Annotated in this window: 15 protein-coding genes; 5 read left to right on the top strand and 10 right to left on the bottom strand. The window is 61.0% G+C overall.

All coding sequences use genetic code 11. From position 1 onward, the window contains the following. Positions 1 to 356: 356 nt before the first annotated feature. Together ACHZCU_RS16270 and ACHZCU_RS16265 are read right to left on the bottom strand one after the other, a co-directional pair. Positions 357 to 4,052, bottom strand: coding sequence for an AsmA-like C-terminal region-containing protein (locus ACHZCU_RS16270; protein ID WP_319519578.1), 3,696 nt, complete (start codon positions 4,050 to 4,052; stop codon positions 357 to 359). Positions 4,053 to 4,247: 195 nt separating this feature from the next. Then, positions 4,248 to 5,651, bottom strand: coding sequence for an FAD-linked oxidase C-terminal domain-containing protein (locus ACHZCU_RS16265; protein ID WP_319519577.1), 1,404 nt, complete (start codon positions 5,649 to 5,651; stop codon positions 4,248 to 4,250). 130 nt (positions 5,652 to 5,781) lie between these two features. On the opposite strand from ACHZCU_RS16265, the gene ACHZCU_RS16260 reads away from it, so the two are divergent. After that, on the top strand, positions 5,782 to 6,588 hold the full coding sequence (locus ACHZCU_RS16260; protein ID WP_319519576.1) for a fructosamine kinase family protein: 807 nt from the start codon (positions 5,782 to 5,784) through the stop codon (positions 6,586 to 6,588). A 323-nt stretch (positions 6,589 to 6,911) separates the two neighbouring features. Further along, complete coding sequence (locus tag ACHZCU_RS16255; RefSeq protein ID WP_319519575.1) at positions 6,912 to 7,988, top strand: Gfo/Idh/MocA family oxidoreductase; 1,077 nt, start codon at positions 6,912 to 6,914, stop codon at positions 7,986 to 7,988. Between the two features lie 67 nt (positions 7,989 to 8,055). Here the strand turns inward: ACHZCU_RS16255 and ACHZCU_RS16250 are convergent, their stop codons facing one another. Beyond that, the gene (locus ACHZCU_RS16250) at positions 8,056 to 8,217 is read right to left on the bottom strand and encodes an entericidin (RefSeq protein WP_106302128.1); all 162 of its coding nucleotides are present in this window, start codon (positions 8,215 to 8,217) and stop codon (positions 8,056 to 8,058) included. Positions 8,218 to 8,481: 264 nt separating this feature from the next. On the opposite strand from ACHZCU_RS16250, the gene ACHZCU_RS16245 reads away from it, so the two are divergent. Continuing rightward, positions 8,482 to 9,111 carry an exopolysaccharide biosynthesis protein gene (locus ACHZCU_RS16245; protein ID WP_319519574.1) on the top strand — a complete coding sequence of 210 codons (630 nt, stop codon included), beginning with the start codon at positions 8,482 to 8,484 and terminating at the stop codon, positions 9,109 to 9,111. Positions 9,112 to 9,117: 6 nt separating this feature from the next. On the opposite strand, the gene ACHZCU_RS16240 is transcribed toward ACHZCU_RS16245, so the two are convergent. After that, a complete protein-coding gene (locus ACHZCU_RS16240; RefSeq protein WP_319519573.1) occupies positions 9,118 to 10,020 on the bottom strand; it encodes a LysR family transcriptional regulator in 903 nt (300 codons plus the stop codon). 121 nt (positions 10,021 to 10,141) lie between these two features. On the opposite strand from ACHZCU_RS16240, the gene ACHZCU_RS16235 reads away from it, so the two are divergent. Continuing rightward, a complete protein-coding gene (locus ACHZCU_RS16235; RefSeq protein ID WP_181190629.1) occupies positions 10,142 to 10,309 on the top strand; it encodes a hypothetical protein in 168 nt (55 codons plus the stop codon). Between the two features lie 266 nt (positions 10,310 to 10,575). Next, positions 10,576 to 11,586 carry a GlxA family transcriptional regulator gene (locus ACHZCU_RS16230; RefSeq protein WP_319519572.1) on the top strand — a complete coding sequence of 337 codons (1,011 nt, stop codon included), beginning with the start codon at positions 10,576 to 10,578 and terminating at the stop codon, positions 11,584 to 11,586. Between the two features lie 13 nt (positions 11,587 to 11,599). Here the strand turns inward: ACHZCU_RS16230 and ACHZCU_RS16225 are convergent, their stop codons facing one another. From ACHZCU_RS16225 to ACHZCU_RS16200, 6 genes are all read right to left on the bottom strand, one after another. Beyond that, positions 11,600 to 12,481, bottom strand: coding sequence for a 50S ribosomal protein L11 methyltransferase (locus ACHZCU_RS16225; RefSeq protein ID WP_319519571.1), 882 nt, complete (start codon positions 12,479 to 12,481; stop codon positions 11,600 to 11,602). 74 nt (positions 12,482 to 12,555) lie between these two features. Then, positions 12,556 to 13,152, bottom strand: a complete 597-nt coding sequence (locus tag ACHZCU_RS16220) for an SCO family protein (protein ID WP_106301345.1) — start codon at positions 13,150 to 13,152, stop codon at positions 12,556 to 12,558. A gap of 28 nt (positions 13,153 to 13,180) precedes the next feature. After that, complete coding sequence (locus ACHZCU_RS16215) at positions 13,181 to 13,582, bottom strand: GFA family protein (RefSeq protein ID WP_319519570.1); 402 nt, start codon at positions 13,580 to 13,582, stop codon at positions 13,181 to 13,183. 106 nt (positions 13,583 to 13,688) lie between these two features. Then, entirely contained in the window at positions 13,689 to 14,174 is a 486-nt protein-coding gene (locus tag ACHZCU_RS16210; protein WP_319519569.1) for a CreA family protein, read from the bottom strand. Between the two features lie 77 nt (positions 14,175 to 14,251). Continuing rightward, positions 14,252 to 16,405, bottom strand: a complete 2,154-nt coding sequence (gene ligA / locus ACHZCU_RS16205; RefSeq protein WP_319519568.1) for an NAD-dependent DNA ligase LigA — start codon at positions 16,403 to 16,405, stop codon at positions 14,252 to 14,254. 62 nt (positions 16,406 to 16,467) lie between these two features. Then, positions 16,468 to 17,316 (bottom strand): endonuclease/exonuclease/phosphatase family protein, encoded by an 849-nt coding sequence (locus ACHZCU_RS16200; protein ID WP_319519567.1) that lies wholly within the window; start codon positions 17,314 to 17,316, stop codon positions 16,468 to 16,470. Positions 17,317 to 17,361 lie beyond the last annotated feature (45 nt).

Genomic DNA, 17,361 nt, shown 5'->3' with positions numbered 1-17,361 from the left:
GAAATCCGGGCTTCAATAACCAAAAACGTCTTCCCGGTCCAGAAGCGGCGTTCATGCGTTTGAAAACAGGCTTTTTTTTGACTGCGTTATACCAAGAGTCGATGACTAGAACGCATATGACCGGAGCGATTTTGAAAGCCGGCTAGGCGAAAACCGCAGTCGTAGCCATAGCTACGGCAAGGATTTTCAACGACGCGGGCTTTCAAAAGCGCCCGGCCCTTTAAGGGTGCGGCTGGAATGGCCACCGAGGGCGTCAAAATCCTCGCGCGATGCTACGGCATCGCTCTGCGGTATTTTCCTACTCGGACGACCATTCCAGCGCGCATCATATGAGTCCTAATCATCGACTCTTGGTATTACGGTGCAGGCGGCGAAATGCCCTGTTGTTCGGCACTTCCTTCAATGATCGATTCGATCAGCCTGTCCCAGTCACTGTCGGCGGGCAGCGGCGGTTCGCCCTGCATGGCGGTCTCGCCGTCGGGCGCAGGGGCTGGAATGGCGGACTGATCATCGGCGGCGTCACCGGCCTCGCGCGCGCGGCGCAGCTCTTCCTCGCGGCGCAGGCGTTCGGCTTCTTCACGCTGTTGGCGCTCGATTTCCCGCTGTTCCGCACGGAAGCTGTAGAGCGTCGCCTCACGGCGCAGGCGCTGTTTTTCGAGAATATCGGCCTGCAGCCGCTCAACCCGCGCTCGTTCGCGTTCAACCGCCCGCAACGCCAGAAAATTGTTCACCTCCGTCAGCTCGAGGCTGCGGTCGGGATCGGCAAGCGGCCCGGAAAAACCGATGGAAAAGCCCGCATTGGCCCCCTCTTCGCTTTCCTCACCGAGCTTCAGCGCCACGTCGATCGAAGCGTCAACGTCACGCCTGGCAAGATCGGTGCGCATGGCCCCGTATATCCGCGCTTCCGGCAGGTCGACGAAGACATTGCGGGCCTGCAGCACACCGTCGGTAATGCTGAAGGGCACAGCGACATCGCCTGCCTCAAACGATCCGTCGACAAAGATCAGCGAACGCATTTCCTGTTCGATTGCTTCATTGGTCACCTCGGTGCCCTGCGCATCGGCCCAGGCAAGCAGCGGATCGGCAACAGAAAGATCCAGCCCGGAAACGACCGGCGATTTCAGTGTCAGCATGCCGGAACCGCTCGCCTGTTCCAAAAGTCCGGCCGCAGTATCCGCCGTCGTTTCCACGACAAGGCCGAGATCGAAGCGCCCGCTCACCACAGGTGCTCCGTTCGATTGCCACAGCGTTTCCGGCAGCGCCGCGTCGGCGAGATTGACCTGCGCCTGAAAATAACCGTCGCCGCCGGCATTGCCGATCTGCAGATCACCCGACAGCGTGCCGCCCAGAAAGCGCCCGGAAAGTCCGGTCATCGAAAGCCCGCCACCGCGAAAATCCACCGTGCCGCTCATGCCGGTCACCGGCTCCATCAGGCCGGCATCGAATGAAGCGGCCTGAATGTCGATATCGGCCTCCGCCGTGCCGAAATAGGCAGAACCGAACGGCGTATCGGGCAACCCTTCCGGGCCGAGCGTGAAATTCGGCCCGTAGACCGCCTCCATCAACCATCCGAGATCGAAGCTGTCGAACGACAGCGCGCCATCAAGATGCGCCACCGGTTCGCCGCGGGCCAGCGCAAGCCGGCCGCGCACGGCATTGCCGTCCAGTTCCCCTTCGATGGCCGAAAGCGCGTATTGCTGCGCGGAAATATCGAGCGTCGCCTTTGCCGACAGCGGAACCCCGAACGCCGTTCCCGGCACGGCGAATGCGTTCATCGCAAGGTAAGGTTCAAGATCGGGACTGGTCAGGGAAACCGCATAACGGCCACCGAGGAAATTTTCGGTGTCGAGACCGGCCTCGCCGGAGACCGAAAGCCTCGTCTCTCCGCTTGCCGCACGCAGGCCGAGCGAGACCGGCCCCGTCGCTTCGGAGCGCTCCAGCGTGAGCGAAACCTGCGCGCCGGCCGGCGCGGGGATCGGCAGCGTCGCAAACCCGGCCTGACCGAAGACAATGGCGGCATCGGGGTTCGACAGCTGGATCTGCCCACTCATGCCGCCGGGGCCCATAAGCGCATCGCGCCGCCACGACCCGGAGATTTTGCTGTCATTGGCGCTGCCGCTGAAAACCGCGGACACGCCTGTCCCGTCCTGTCCAAAGGCGATATCCGCCTCCAGATCGGTATCTTGATACCAGGCGGCATTTTCCGCCAGTCTGTCGAGAACCGGATGATCGCCGAAACGCTGTTCGAGCGTTGCAACGAAACCGGAAATATCGTCAGCCGCAAAGGTCACCCGTCCCGACCCTGTCGGCAGCGAGCGGCCGGTCTGGGCCTGCCCAGAAAGCGTGATGGCCGCACCGGCGAGATCGCCGATCTCCAGCCGGTCAACGGTCACCGCGCCGGACTGATAGGTGAAATCCGTATCCACGACCTCGGCGCTCAGATCAAAGGCGTTCACGGTACCCGCCCGCAGCGTTGCGTGAATGCGATGCTGGTTGAGGCCGCCATCGATATTCTCGCCGACCATCAGCCCGGCAAGGGCCCGCAATGCGCTGAGATCGATAACATTGCCGGAAAGATCGAGGTCCAGCTGGGGTGTCCCCGTGCCCTGCGACTGGCGTGAGACGGCGCCATCGAGCACCGCATCCCCTGCAACGACCTGGAGATTTTCGAAAATCTGGGTATCCGGCGTCAGATTGACATCGGCGGAAAAGCCGGCCCTGTTTAGCGCCCGGATTTCCGGCCCCACCTCGCCCGTCAGCCACTGTGACAGACCGGAAGGCTGGCGCGAGGCAACAAGCAGGGAGCCGGCAAACGATGTCTCGTCACCGAGCGCAAGCCTGCCGGAAACCTCCACCTGCGTGCGCCCCGGCAGTTCGGCCGACCCATCCTCGATCGTCCAGCCGTCGCCATCGGGCGCGGCATCGAGAACGATGGAGCGGATCGTGGTATCACCGGATACGAGTGCCGGCAGACGGAAGGTGACCGTGCCCGGCAGCTGCGGCACCGGCACCTGCCGCAGAAAGCCGATCAGCGTATCGAGCCTTTCGCGCGCGCTCGGCGTTGCAACACGATCCTTCTTCAGATTGGTGTCGTAATCGGACAGCCGCTCGACATTGAACTGCTGGCCGTTGGCCGTCAGCAGAAACGTACCGCCCGGCCGTGTATCGAAATTCGCCTCGCCGGAAATCACGTAAGGGTCGACCTGAGTGCCGATCTCAAGCCGGTATTCGGAAACGGCGATCGACTCATTGGTGAGTTCGAACTGACCGCTGGCGCGTGGCGGCGGAATATCATCGGCATCGGCGTCGTCCTCGACAACCGAAAGCCGGAAACCGCCGGCATAGGCCGGGCGGCCATCCGTCAGCGTGACATCGCCTTCAAGTGCGGCCGAAACCGGCCATTCCTCGGGGTCCGCGGAAAGCCGGAGGCGCATCGTGCCGGTTTCGGCATCCGGCCGCCCCGTCAGGATGGTGAAGGCGCCCGGATGACCGTCAAGCACGGCGCTGCCTTCCATCCGCCACGGCCCTTCGATGGCGTTTGCCGACAGCATGGCGTTGATATCGGAAAGGGTGCGCACGCGACCGCTGCCGTCATCGGCCAGGCGGATCTCGCCGTCGCGCAATTCGACATCCTCGAACACCACGCGCCGGGCCGAAAGCGGCGCATTGCCGGTGGCCGTCCAGGACATCGCCCCGTTTTCATCCAGCGTCAGATTGAGAACCGGGTGGTCCAGCAGCATCTTGAAGATGCGGACCTCGCCGCTGAGAAACGGCGCAAGCTCGGCATCCATCGAAAAGGCATCGGCCGTGGCCAGCGGCATGCCCGACGCATCGCGGCCAACGCGAACATCATGCATGGTGATCGAGGGAAACGGCAGCACCCTGACATCGACCTCACCGACAACCTCGACCTTCTTGCCCAGCGCCCGGCTTGCCTGAACCTCGAATTCCTTGCGAAAACTGCCCCAGTCGACGAAATACGGGATAACCAGCGCCGAAAACAGCAGAAGAACCAGAAGCGCTCCGATGAAAACAAGTATTCGTCCTAGCAATCTTGCGGTTCCCTTATGTCATTCATGCAGGCGGTCGCGATAGTGCCGGCACCGGCAGATCGGACTTGCCCCCTCCCGTGCCGCAGGCGGCCTGTTCCGCCCGGATTACGTCATTGCCGCAAACCTATCACGAGCGACACAGGCAAACCAGTTCGGCGTGCCTCCCGACAGCCTGGACCGACCGATTTTACGCGGTCAGAAGATCTTGCCCGGATTGAAGATGTTGTCTGGATCGAGCGATTGCTTGATGGCGCGCATCGCCACCACCGCCGTGCCGATCTCCTGACCGACGACGCGCTTCTTGCCCTGCCCCACGCCATGTTCTCCGGTCGCGGTTCCGCCCATCGCAATCGCGCGTTCGGCCAGGCGCGTGGTGAAATCCTCGACACGGATAATTTCGTCGGGATTTTTTGCGTCGAACAGCACCAGAAGATGAAAATTGCCGTCGCCCGCATGGCCGACCACCGGTGCCAGAATGCCTTGGCGCTGAACATCGTCGCGAGTTTCGCGCATGCAGTCGGCAAGCCGCGAGATCGGCACGCAGACATCGGTTGAAAACCCGTCGAGTTCCGGCGCCAGCGCCCGCCCCGCCCAATAGGCGCTGTGACGCGCTTTCCACAGTTTGGTGCGTTCTTCGGCATTGGCCGTCCAGATGAATTCCGAACCGCCGCATTCGGCCGCGATTTCGGCAAACTGGGCCGACTGCATGGCCACCGCCTCCTCACTGCCGTGAAATTCCAGCAGCAGCAGCGGTTTTTCGGGAAATTCAAGCCCGGAATAGGCGTTGCAGGCCTTCACCTGCAAACTGTCGAGAAGCTCGATACGGGCCACGGGAATGCCCATCTGGATCGTCATGATCACGGCGTTGCAGGCGTCTTCCGGCGTTTCGAAGGACGATACCCCGCCGGCAATCTTTTCAGGGATCCCGGCAAGCCGCAGCGTGATCGAGGTTATGATGCCGAGCGTGCCTTCCGCCCCGACGAAAAGCCGCGTCAGGTCATAACCGGCAGACGATTTGCGGGCGCGCCGCGCCGTGGTGATCTCCTCGCCATCGGCCGTTACCACCGTCAGCGCCAGCACCATGTCCTTCATCGTGCCGTAACGCACGGCATTGGTGCCGGACGCCCGTGTTGAGGCCATGCCCCCGATCGAGGCATTGGCACCGGGATCAAGCGGAAAGAACAGACCGGTATCGCGCAGATATTCGTTCAGTTCCTCGCGGGTCACGCCGGGCTCGACCCGGCAATCGAGGTCTTCGGCATTGACTTCCAGCACCCGGTTCATGCGCGACAGGTCAAGGGAAATGCCGCCCTCGGGCGCATTGACCTGCCCTTCGAGCGAGGAGCCGGTCCCGAAGGGAATGATCGGAACCTTGTATTCGGCGCAAAGCTTCACAACCGCCTTCACATCGTCCGAGCTTTCGGCGAAGAACACCGCATCTGGCAGCTGCGGCGGCAGATAGGTGGTGGTGTGCGCATGCTGCGCACGGAAAGCTTCACCCGTCTGCACCTTGTCGCCGAAGCGCTCCTTCAACAGCGCAATGACCTGCTGGGCTGCCTGCTGATCACGCGGACGGGTCTGAACGTCTTCAATTGCCAAAACTTGCACTCCGAACCTGTTTTGCCATAGCTTCTCATCGAAGCCGGACCGTTTCAGCGTTTTATGCGAGGATCGTCCCCGACGTCCAGAGCCGGCGGGCATTGTAAACCATCCAGCAGCGGCATTCCCGATGAATGATTTTCAGGACACGATTGCGCAATTGCTCGGTGTCGAGCGTGTCACCCTTTCCCATTTTGCGTCCGGCGACCTGTCGTCCGTCATGCGGGCCGATACACACGATAACCGGCATTTCATCGCCAAGGGCGGCCCGGCGCCGGCGCTCGAAGCCGAAATGCTGCGCCTGATTGCCGCTGCCGGGGCGCCTGCGCCCAAGGTGATTGCCGCCAACGACAAGGTGCTGATCATCACTCAGGTCGACGGTCACAGCGGCTTTTCCGGCGCTCAGGCCGATCTCGGGCGCGCACTTGCCACGCTGCATGCTGCCACTGGCGCACGCTATGGCTTTGGAGATGACTACGCCTTCGGCAAGGTGGCGATCATCAATGACAAAACCGATTCCTGGGTTGCCTTCTGGCGCGACCACCGGCTTTTGAACAATATCGGCGATATCCCGCCGGCAATTGCCCGGCGCCTCGAAAAGCTTGCCGGCAATCTGGCCGATTTACTGCCCGACAGCCCGCCGGCTGCCCTGCTTCACGGCGACCTCTGGTCCGGCAATGTGATGTCGTCGTCCGGCAGGGTCACGGCCTTCATCGATCCTGCCAGCTATTACGGCCACTGCGAAGTCGACCTGGCCATGCTCAATCTTTTCGGAAGTCTCGACGACGCCTTTTATGGCAATTACCCGGCGCTTGAGCCCGGTTATCGCGAGCGACAGGCCATCTACAGCCTTTGGCCCGCCCTGGTGCACCTGCGTCTGTTCGGCAGCGGATACCGGTCTATGGTAGAAGGATTTCTTTCACGCTGCGGTTACTGAACGCCAGTGTTTTTCAAAGCGGTGACCACGGGAGAAATTCGGTTTATGCTGAATCAATGATTTAAAAAGCGTCTGATTCTCTTGCAAAGTTTGCCTTGACCAGTCTTAGTGTGGCCGTGATCGGCGCCAAACAACCTCATCTTTTTGGCCGCGCGAAATCCTGGGTCTTGCCGTCAGCTTGCCCGGCGCTTTATGCGTCGCAAGGGCCTTTGCAGCAACCGGGCCTTGCGCAAGGGACGCCATGACGGGGACTTTGGTCCGCGCCATGGCGGGAGGAGCAAAACAGCTTGTCGGAACAGGCAACATCATATCAGGACATGTGAATGACAAGAAAGCTGAAAGTCGCTGTTGTCGGGCTCGGCATCGGCCGCAACCACATTCTGAACGGTTACCGCACCAATACCGAGCGCTTCGAGGTCACAGCACTCTGCGACCTGGATACCGATCTGCTGCATTCCTGCGGCAAGGAATTCGGCGTCGAACGGCTTGAGAAAGACTATCTCGAAATCGTCGGAATGGACGATATCGACGTGATCGATGTCTGTACCCCGCCCGGCACGCACCGCAAGATGATCCTGGCGGCGCTTCACGCGGGAAAATACGTTATCTGCGAAAAGCCGCTTGTCGGTGCGCTGGCGGAAATCGACGAGCTTCTCGACGCAGAATCCCGTTCTTCCGGGCGGGTCATGCCGATCATGCAGTATCGCTACAATGATGGCGCCCAGAAGGCACGCCACATCATCAATGCGGGTCTTGCCGGCAAACCGCTCGTGGCCACCTGCGAGGTGCACTGGCTGCGCGATGAAACCTATTATGAAAAGGACTGGCGCAAGAGCTGGTCCGGCGCGCTGGGCGGCGTTCTGATGAACCACGCCATCCATGCCAACGACCTGATGTTCTATCTTCTGGGGCCCGTTCGATCGCTGTTTGCGCGCACGGCGACCCGGGTCAACAAGATCGAGGTCGAGGATTGCGCCAGCATCAGCGTCGAACTGGAATGCGGGGCGCTGGCCACCACATCCGCCACGCTCGGGTCCGTCGAACCGCTCAGCCGAATGCGGCTGTGCTTCGAAAACGTCACCATCGAAACAGACAGCAGGCCGGATTTCACCGCCGCAGACGCCCCCTGGCGCTTTGTTGCCGCCAATGATGCAATCGGCCGCAAGATCAATGCGGCGCTGGCGGATTTCACACCGCCGCCTTCCGGTTTTGCCGGCCAGATGCAGGATTTCCACAAGGCGGTGTGCGAGAAGACACCGCTTCCGCTGACGCTCGGCGATGCCCGCCAGAGCCTCGATTTTGCCACTGCCGCCTACTGGTCTGCGAAAACCTACAGCGCCGTCGCGCTGCCGATCCTGCCGGACCACCCGTTCTACAATGGCTGGCAGAACGCCTTTTGAGGCGCTGAACGACAAAACGCCCGGATGTCAAACCCGGGCGTTGAGGAAATCTGATAGTCTGTCAGGATCAGTAGGACGCTGCATTGTCAATCGAGCGGCCGGCATCCTGCGTTGCGTTGATCGCGCCTGCAGTGTCTTCGCCCATGCCCTCGATCGTGTTGCCACAGGAGGTGATCAGAGCGCTCATGGCAAACAGTGTAGCGGCGGCAATGACTTTCTTCTTGAACATTTCAAACTCCTGAATTTTGATCGGTCGTCGGATAAACGCCTGGAAGCCGGCAGGGTTCCCCAGGCTGCGCAAGTTTCTGCCCGGTTTGGTTCGTGCACAGGCGATCCACAGTTTATCCACAGGCCCGGCGCCGGATTTCCACAGGCTTTCCACCTCTAGCCGCCTGCCACGTCTCACGCCCTCGAAGACAGTATCAAAAAACAACTGGTTTCCAACACCCTCAGTCACCATGTTTGCGAACACGAGGAACGAGGATTTGCAGACGTGAATGACAGTGAACCGGATTTTGAGCACCGCGGCGATGATGGCGACAAACTCTCCGATATTCTGGCCCGCCTGCGGCCGGATGCAAATGGCCGGGTCACGCTCGAACGGCTGGACAATGCACTTGCGGAACGCTCTTTCGGTGCCTTCATTGCGCTGTTTGCAATTCCGAACCTTGTTCCGCTTCCGCCCGGCGCAACGCTGGTTCTGGGGCTTCCGCTGATCCTTGTCACCTGGCAGATGATGGCCTCACGACACGCCCGGGTCTGGTTTCCCGAACGTATTGCCCGTTTTTCGATCGATGGCGAGCGCTGCATGCGGCTTCTGGCGCGTATCTTGCCATGGCTCAGGTGGATCGAAAGCGCCGTGCGGCCGCGCTTCTGGTTTGTTGAAACACGCCGGGCCGAACGCGTTCTCGGCGCATTCGGCCTTGTGCTGGCAATCGTGGTGTTTTTTCCGATCCCGTTCGGCAACTGGCTGCCTGCTCTCGCGCTGGCCATCATCGGCCTGTCGGCAACGGAACGGGACGGTTACGGACTGATCGTTGGGCTGGTGATCGGCGTGCTTTCGATCCTGCTGGCCGGTCTTGTGCTCCTTGCCGCAGGTTTCCTGCTTGCACTGTTGTTCTGAAGCACTCTAAGCCACGCGGCTTTGCCGCTGGGCCGCGCCGAAGGCATGGCGGATGGCATCGGCCACAGCTTCGACAAGCTCGCCGCCCTGCTCGGAAAATTTCAACCGGATTTCATAAAAGCCGAGCTCCGGCAGCCCCTCGGCCTCGCCCAGCACCTGCATCCCGTCTGCGACATAATAGGACGCAATCGGTGCGACGGCGAGGTCGGACAGCACAGCGGCCCGTTGCACCATGGTCGTCGCACTCATGTAGGCAACGCGGTAGGCGCGTCCCTTTTCCGTCAGTTTCTGAACGGCTTCGTTGCGCCAGGAACAGCCCTGCTCCCACATGGATACCGGCAACGGATCCTTCATATACGCCGTGCCGCAGGACGCACCGGCCCAGACCAGCCGCTCGCGCAGGATGAGTTCACTGTTCTCATCAACCGTTTCATCACCATCGTTAAGCAGCGTGAGATCAAGCCGTTGCTCGCTCAGCCGCCGCCTGAGCCCGATACTGTTATCGATGCAGACATCGACCATCACCCCCGGAAAGGCCTCGGCAAAACGCTTCAGAATAGACGGCAGGATCTTCTCGCCGATATCGTCTGTCGCGCCAAGGCGCACGACGCCGTGCATGTCGGGATGTCTGAAACGCGACATCGCCTCGTTGGAAAGAGCCAGCATGCGCCGCGCGTAATTGAGCAGCGTCTCGCCGCTGTGGGTCAGCCGCACGGCGCGCGCATCGCGCACGAACAATGAGACACCCAACTGCTCTTCCAGCCGCTTGATCTGCATGGAAACCGCCGAGGGCGTTCGAAATACGGTTTCAGCGGCCCCGGAAAAGCTGCCGGTTTCGGCGATCGCAACAAATGTTCGCAGAATGTCATTATCCAGAACCGGAAGCGGCGTCTGCAGAAAATGAGCCATGCGGCACTCCATCAATTCAATTTCATTGATCTATACCATGACTACATTTCGTTTGATTGAATGTCAAATGCCCCTATCCTGCTTTCAGGTTCTCGAAAACGACCTTGAAGGAGAAAACGAAATGGGACTGTTCATCATTCTGAAGCACCTTGTCACACCGCTCACACGCCTGACCGAACTGCGTGGTGAATCCGAACAGCGCGCCGTGCGCGAACAGAGTCTCAACCGAATTCCGCCACATCTGCGCGACGACGTCATCGTTCGCGAAAAGCCCTGGCGTTATGACTGAGACGGACGACCGCCAATCTTATGAATGGCGGTCGTCCTTGCTGCAGTGCAGCAATGCTATGCACCCTCCGGTGCCCGCCGTCAGATCGGCGGCATGAAGCGAATAGGCCACGGTTTCACAAAAAAATCACAAACCGACCCTCGATCACCTTCTCTGGCGCATTTGTCTGTGGCAGTGTCGCAAACAGACAATTGAATGCCATAATTCTTGCAGAAGTTAAGTTTACAAGATCATAAACGGGGTTCTATTGGGGCGGTGTGAGCACAATGGTGAGATCATTCGTTTTTTACCTGGTTCCGCAGTTTTCGCTACTGCCTTTTTCGGGCGCGGTCGAAACTTTGCGCATTGCCAACCGAATGCTGGGCTTCGAGGCCTATAGCTGGCGCATCGCCTCGGATAACGGCGAAAAGGTCATGTCCTCCAGCGGCATCGCCGTCGATCCCGACACCTCGCTTGCCGACGAGCGCCGCTGTCTGATGGGCGAGAACCGCCCCGACCTCGTCCTTGTCTGTTCCGGCGTCAATGTCGACGATTACGGCAACAAGTCGTTCGAAGCCTGGCTGCGCGAACTCAACAATCGCGGCCGCGGCATCGGTTCGATGTGCACGGCGACCCATCTTCTGGCGCGCGCCGGGCTGCTCAAGGGCAAGCGTTGCGCCATCCATTGGGAAAACATGCCGGGGTTTTGCGAAACCTATCCGGAAATTGACGCCCATGCCGACCTTTTCGAAATCGACCGCAATATCTACACATGCGCCGGCGGCACGGCCGCAATCGACCTGATCCTGCACCTGATCAGCCAGGAATTCGGCGACGGCCTTGTCAACGCGATCTGCGAACAGACCCTGACCGACCGCGTGCGTCCTTCCAGTGAGCGCCAACGCCTGCCGCTTCGCGCCCGTCTCGGCGTGCAGAACGGCAAGGTGCTGCAGATCATCGAACTGATGGAGGCCAATCTGGCCGAACCGCTGTCGCTGATCGAGATCGCCGATGCCGTCGGGCTGTCGCGCCGGCAGATCGAGCGGCTGTTCCGTCAGGAAATGGGCCGTTCGCCGGCACGCTACTATCTGGAAATCCGGCTGGACCGTGCGCGCCGGCTTCTGGCGCAGTCGACGCTTCCGGTCGTCGATGTCGCAGTGGCCTGCGGTTTCGTCTCGGCATCACACTTTTCCAAGTGTTACCGCGAAATCTACCAGTGTTCGCCGCAACAGGAGCGTGCCCTGCGCCGTCAGGCGCCCATGACCGTGCGTGAAAACACGTTCAGCCTCGCCGTCTGAGCGTTGAGCGTTTTCAGCCCTTGAGCAGAAGCGTCACCCAGCCTTCGCGCCAATAGGTGCGTACATGGCGCATGCCCTGCGCATTATAGGCGGCAAGCACCTTCCAGCGCTGCGTCTCCAGAATGCCCGACAGGATCACCGATCCGCCGGGCGCCAGATTGACACGCACCCCCGGCGCCAGCTTCATCAGCGGGCGGGCGAGGATATTGGCAATCACCAGGTCAAAGGGGCCGTGTTCTGCAAAGGCGGCGTGGTGAAAACCCGGCGCGGTGACGAAATCAACACCGGAAACAATGCCGTTTCCGCGCGCGTTGCTGCGCGCGACCCTGACGGCAACATCATCGATATCGGTTGCTAGCACCGGGATCGGCCTGAGCTTGCGCACGGCCATGGCCAGAACGCCGGTGCCGGTGCCGAGATCGAGCGCATTGCGCGGGGTCTCGGCCTTCAGCACCGTATCGATCATCTCCAGGCAGCCGGCCGTGGTGCCGTGATGGCCGGTGCCGAAGGCCTGCCCGGCCTCGATCTGCAGCGCGATATCGCCTGCGCGACGGTCTTCCCGGTCATGGGCGCCATGCACCAGAAAGCGGCCGGCGCGCACCGGCTTCAGCCCTTCCAGAGACTTGGCGATCCAGTCGACATCGGGAATGATCTCCTTTTCGACATCGGGTCTTTCGCCGGCCTCAAAAATCTCAAGGGCGCTGTCAAACACCTGCCGCAGCGCGTCTTCCTCTTCGGCTTCCAGATAGACCGATGCTTCCCAGATACAGGCCTTCTCGTCGATTTCCATCGTTGCCAGCGCATAGGGCTCCTCGCCCAGAAGCTCCGAAAGCGCATCGAGAACGCGGCCCGCGCCGGCCTCATCGGTGGTGACGTAAAGACGGATCTGGCTCACTGGGGTCTGCCTCTGTTGCTGACGGAACGGTTTGCTGACTGGCGATACTGCCGCTGGCCCGTCAAGGCAAGCCCTCAGTCGAGCAGGTTTTCAAGCTTCTGAACCGCGACATCCGGGTCTTCGCCGTAGGCAATCGTGCCTTGCAGCACACCGCCATCGTTGAGCAGGAAAACCGCAGCATTGTGGTTCATGGTATAGTCGCCGTCGGGCTGATTGGGATCGAGCGGCACTTTCTCGTAGTAAATGCCGAAGTCATCGACCATTGCCAGCACCTTTTCCGGATCGCCCGAAATCGAACCGATCCTGTCGGAGACATTGGAAATATAGCGCTGCATGATTTCCGGCGTATCGCGCGCGGGATCGACGGTGATCCAGTAGGCATTGATCCGGTCGCCGTCGGGATCAACCTCATGGAGCCAGCCATTCATCTCGAAAAGCGTCGTCGGGCAGACCTCCGGGCAATGGGTGAAGCCGAAGAAGATCGCCGTCGGCTTCTCCCTGAGCGCCTGTTCGGTGATCGTGGAACCGTCACCTGCCGTCAGCTGAAACTCCGGGCCGAAGGGGACATTCATCATCTCCTCGTTGGTCTGGCCGATTTCATAGACCAGCCAGACAATCAGCCCGCAAATGACAAGAACGGAGGCCCAGAGTACACGCCGAAACGTCTTCATATCCTAATTCCCTTCGCCAGAACCGGCCTCACGTCTCCAGCAGACCATGCCGGCGATGCCATTCCTCGGTCGAAAGTTCCGGATAACCTTCGAAATGAACATGGCCCTCGCCTTCCGGCACATCGACCCAGGCGGCCTTCGATCCGAGCATGATATGCACGATTTCCGGCGGCCGCGGCAAGGGCGTATCGACGACGGAAGCGACAGGGTGAACCAGTTCCGGCCAGCGTGCGTCATAAAGATAAAGCGCCGTGCCGCAATTTCCGCAGAAATGCCGCTCGGCCTCGCTTTCGCCGTCATGCATGCGGGCGTGATAGAAGCGCTTGTGCTCCGCACCCGAAACCGACAGCGTCGCGGCGTCGCCTGCGAGATTGATGGCAAAGCCCCCGCCCCCGCCGGTTTTGCGACAGATGCTGCAATAGCAGCGCATATAGGGATAAGGCGTCCTGCTCTCGACGGAAAAGTGAATTTTGCCGCACTGGCAACTGCAATCAAGTCTGATGGTCTCTCTCCCTGTTTCCGTCTGTTCGCCTTGCCTATTCCGGCGCGCCATTCTCCCAGACGACGTCCTGGCCGTAAAGCGGCACGGTCGACATCGACATCTTCGCCGAGCCCTCGGTGATTTCGCGGGTATGGGCCAGATAGATCAGCGTGTTGTTGGCGCGATCAAAGATCCTGTTGATCACAAGGTTCTTGAAGATCAGCGAGCGCCCCTGCTTGAACACCTCCTCGCCATCCATGCCGAGATCGATATCGCCGATCCGGATCGGCCCGGTCTGGCGGCAGGCGATGGAGGAATTGGACGGGTCCTCGAACCAGTTGCCCTTCGACAGCCGGTCGATCACCGAACGGTCGAAATAGGCGATGTGACAGGTCACGCCCTCGATTTCCGGGTCGTGCAGCGCTTCGATCTCGATATCGTTGCCGACCCAGTCAACCCCGACCTCACCGACCTGTTCGGCCCTTGCGGCGGTCGCCATCAGCGTCAGCCCCGCAATGAGGGAAACCATATATCCACGCATGCCCGCACCCTCCGTCTTTCTCTTTGATACCTCAGCAGATAAGAGCACGCGCCGGTTTTGCAAGCAGACTGGATGTCTCATCCGCCGATCAGCGCCAGCCACTCATCCTCGTCCATGGTCTGAACGCCAAGCTCTTCCGCCTTTTTCAACTTCGACCCCGCGCCCGGTCCGGCGACGACGATATCGGTCTTCTTGGAAACCGATCCCGAAACCTTGGCGCCGAGGCTTTCTGCCTTGGCCTTGGCCTCGTCGCGGGTCATTTTCTCAAGGCTGCCGGTAAACACCACCGTCTTGCCGGCGACCGGGCTGGAGGTGTCGATGCGCTGCGCATCGTCAAGCGGCGTCACCTCCTCCAGCAGCCGGGCGATCACTGCGACATTCTGCTCCTCGGCAAAGAAATCGACGAGCGCGCGGGCCACCACCGCGCCGATCCCGTCGATATTGTTGAGATCGTCCCAGGCATCGCCCTCGCCCGCCGCCGCATCCCGCATCGCCTGCTCGAAGGCGGCATAGGAGCCGTAGGAACGCGCCAGCAGTTTCGCCGTGGTCTCGCCGACATGGCGGATGCCGAGCGCGAAGATGAAGCGCGGCAGCGCGATCTCCCGGCGCTCGTTGATCGACTGAAACAGGTTGGCGACAGAGGTCTTGCCCCAGCCGTTGAAATTCTCAAGCTTTGTCAGCGCCTCGGCCTGCCGGCGTTCCAGCGTGAAGATGTCCGGCGCAGTGCGGATGGCAAGCCCCGCATCCTCATGCTCGAAGAAGAAATCGACCTGTTTGCTGCCCAGCCCCTCGATATCGAAGGCATTGCGCGAGACGAAATGCTTCAGGTGTTCCACCGCCTGCGCCCGGCAGGAAAAACCGGCCGTGCAGCGCCGCACAGCATCAAGCTTGCCGCTGTTCTCGTTGATATCGCGCACCGCGTGCGCGCCGCAGACCGGGCAATGGTCGGGAAATTCGTAAGGTGTCGCATCCTCCGGCCGTTTTTCCGGCAGAATATCGACGATCTGCGGGATGACGTCACCGGCACGCTGGACGATCACGTAATCGCCAACCCGGATATCGCGGCCCTCGCGGATCGGCTCGCCATTCGAGCCCTTGCCGACGATATAATCCTCATTGTGCAGCGTCGCATTGGTGACGACCACGCCACCGACGGTGATCGGCTCAAGCCGCGCCACCGGCGTCAGCGCCCCGGTGCGGCCCACCTGGATATCGATCGCGGTCAGCCGCGTGATCGCCTGTTCGGCGGGAAATTTATGCGCCGTCGCCCAGCGCGGCGAGCGTGAACGAAAGCCGAGCCGCGCCTGCAGGTCCAGCCGGTCGACCTTGTAGACCACGCCGTCGATATCGTAATCGAGGTCCCCGCGTTTGACGCCGATCTCGTGATAATGCGCCAGCAGGTCATCGACAGAGGAAAGCCGCTTCATCAGCGGGTTGACCGGAAAACCCCAGGCCTCGAAGGTCTCGACCATGCCCATCTGGGTATCGGCCGGCATCTCCGACATTTCGCCCCAGGCATAGGCGAAGAATTTCAGCTTGCGCTTTTCGGTCACCTTCGGGTCAAGCTGGCGCAAGGAGCCGGACGCGGTGTTGCGCGGGTTCACATAGGTCTTCTCGCCTGCCTCGGAGAGTGCGGCATTGAGCGCGGCAAAATCGCTCTTGGCCATATAGATTTCACCGCGTACCTCGACGATTTCCGGCGCGCCTTCCGGCAGCCGGTTCGGAATTTCACCGATGGTGCGGACATTGGCCGTCACATTCTCGCCCGTGGTGCCGTCGCCGCGCGTGGCGCCGGAGGCCAGACGGCCATTTTCGTAGCGCAGCGACATCGACAGACCGTCGATCTTGGGTTCGGCGGTAAAGGCGATGGAGCCGTCCGGCATCTGGCCGAGAAAGCGATAGACCGAGGCGATGAAATCCTGAACGTCTTCGTCGGAAAACACATTGCCGAGCGAAAGCATCGGCACGGAATGGGTGACCGGCGCAAAGACCTCCGAAGGGGTTGAACCGACGCGCGCCGACGGGCTGTCATCGCGAACAAGATCGGGAAACCGCGCCTCAATCGCATCATTGCGGTGCTTCAGCGCATCATATTCCGCGTCGGTAATCTCCGGCGCGTCCTTGCCGTGATAGGCGGCATCATGACGGGCGATCTCGCTGGCCAGAAAGGCCAGTTCGGCCTCAGCCTGTTTTCGGGTCAACTGATCGACCGCGACCGTATCGTTCGCCATTGCCGTGCGCTCCTTCATGCCATTCGAGATGAATTAGAGCATCTGGCGCGCGCTCGGCAAGCTCAAAGACCGGCAGACGCCGAAACACCCTCGCCGGTCGCGTTATCGCCCTTCAGCACCGCCGTGTTGAGCAGCGCCGTCAGCGGCAGATGGTCGGATGCCGCCCGCGCCAGAAGCGAATCATGAACGGCAAGATCGGCCACAAGCCCGTCGCGATTGGCAATGATCCGGTCGAGCGCCAGCACCGGCCAGCGGGCGGGAAAGCTCGCGCGCGCCGGCGGCAGAGCGCCGAATGCCTGTTCAAACTTCTTCAGCGCCGAACCGTCGCCAAGCCGCCATTCATTCATGTCGCCCATGATCACCGACGGCGCCTCGACGCGACGGCCGAGCATGCCGATGATATAATCCGCCTGCTGACGCCGCGCCCAGCGCAAAAGCCCCAGATGAACGGCGGCAACCCGCAGCGACAGGCCGTTGTTGAGCGCGATATCGGTGACCAGCGCGCCGCGCGGCTCAAGCCCCGGCAGTTTCTCGCGGTGGATATCGCGCACCGCGCCGTCACGAAAGAGCAGCACATTGCCGTGCCAGCCATGAGCGCGGGCGCTCGCCTGTACAGGCACGGCCACCAGGCCGGTTTCGGCCTCGACCCGCTTCAGGTCTAAAAGCCCGGTGCGTTCGCCGAAGCGTGTATCGGCCTCCTGCAGGGCGATCAGATCGGGACTGATTTCGCGAATCACCTCGAAGATGCGCTCCGGATCGCAGCGTCCGTCGACGCCTACGCATTTATGCACATTGTAGGTCGCAACCTTCAGCCCGTCTCCGGCCATGGGAACGGCCTTGTCCGGGCGTTTTCCATTTTCGCGGAAAGACCGCATCACGGCATTGGCAAGAGGGGATTTGATCGGGCTCATCGTTTCACTTTGGAAGAATGATCGGCAATAGCAAGCTTATAGTGG

It is taken from the genome of uncultured Martelella sp. (assembly GCF_963677965.2).
In the GTDB taxonomy this organism is placed as follows: Bacteria; Pseudomonadota; Alphaproteobacteria; order Rhizobiales; family Rhizobiaceae; genus Martelella; species Martelella mangrovi.
Note: the sequence above shows the minus strand (reverse complement) of the source record. Positions and strands in the feature narration are given on the sequence as shown.

Bases quoted from the DNA above. Each gene is read 5' to 3' on its own strand.
- ACHZCU_RS16210 (WP_319519569.1), bottom strand. From the start codon at position 14,174: ATGCGTGGATATATGGTTTCCCTCATTGCGGGGCTGACGCTGATGGCG.
- ACHZCU_RS16220 (WP_106301345.1), bottom strand. From the start codon at position 13,152: ATGAAGACGTTTCGGCGTGTACTCTGGGCCTCCGTTCTTGTCATTTGC.
- ACHZCU_RS16260 (WP_319519576.1), top strand. From the start codon at position 5,782: ATGAATGATTTTCAGGACACGATTGCGCAATTGCTCGGTGTCGAGCGT.
- ACHZCU_RS16250 (WP_106302128.1), bottom strand. From the start codon at position 8,217: ATGTTCAAGAAGAAAGTCATTGCCGCCGCTACACTGTTTGCCATGAGC.
- ACHZCU_RS16230 (WP_319519572.1), top strand. From the start codon at position 10,576: ATGGTGAGATCATTCGTTTTTTACCTGGTTCCGCAGTTTTCGCTACTG.
- ACHZCU_RS16235 (WP_181190629.1), top strand. From the start codon at position 10,142: ATGGGACTGTTCATCATTCTGAAGCACCTTGTCACACCGCTCACACGC.
- ACHZCU_RS16200 (WP_319519567.1), bottom strand. From the start codon at position 17,316: ATGAGCCCGATCAAATCCCCTCTTGCCAATGCCGTGATGCGGTCTTTC.
- ACHZCU_RS16255 (WP_319519575.1), top strand. From the start codon at position 6,912: ATGACAAGAAAGCTGAAAGTCGCTGTTGTCGGGCTCGGCATCGGCCGC.
- ACHZCU_RS16240 (WP_319519573.1), bottom strand. From the start codon at position 10,020: ATGGCTCATTTTCTGCAGACGCCGCTTCCGGTTCTGGATAATGACATT.
- ACHZCU_RS16215 (WP_319519570.1), bottom strand. From the start codon at position 13,582: ATGCGCTGCTATTGCAGCATCTGTCGCAAAACCGGCGGGGGCGGGGGC.
- ligA (WP_319519568.1), bottom strand. From the start codon at position 16,405: ATGGCGAACGATACGGTCGCGGTCGATCAGTTGACCCGAAAACAGGCT.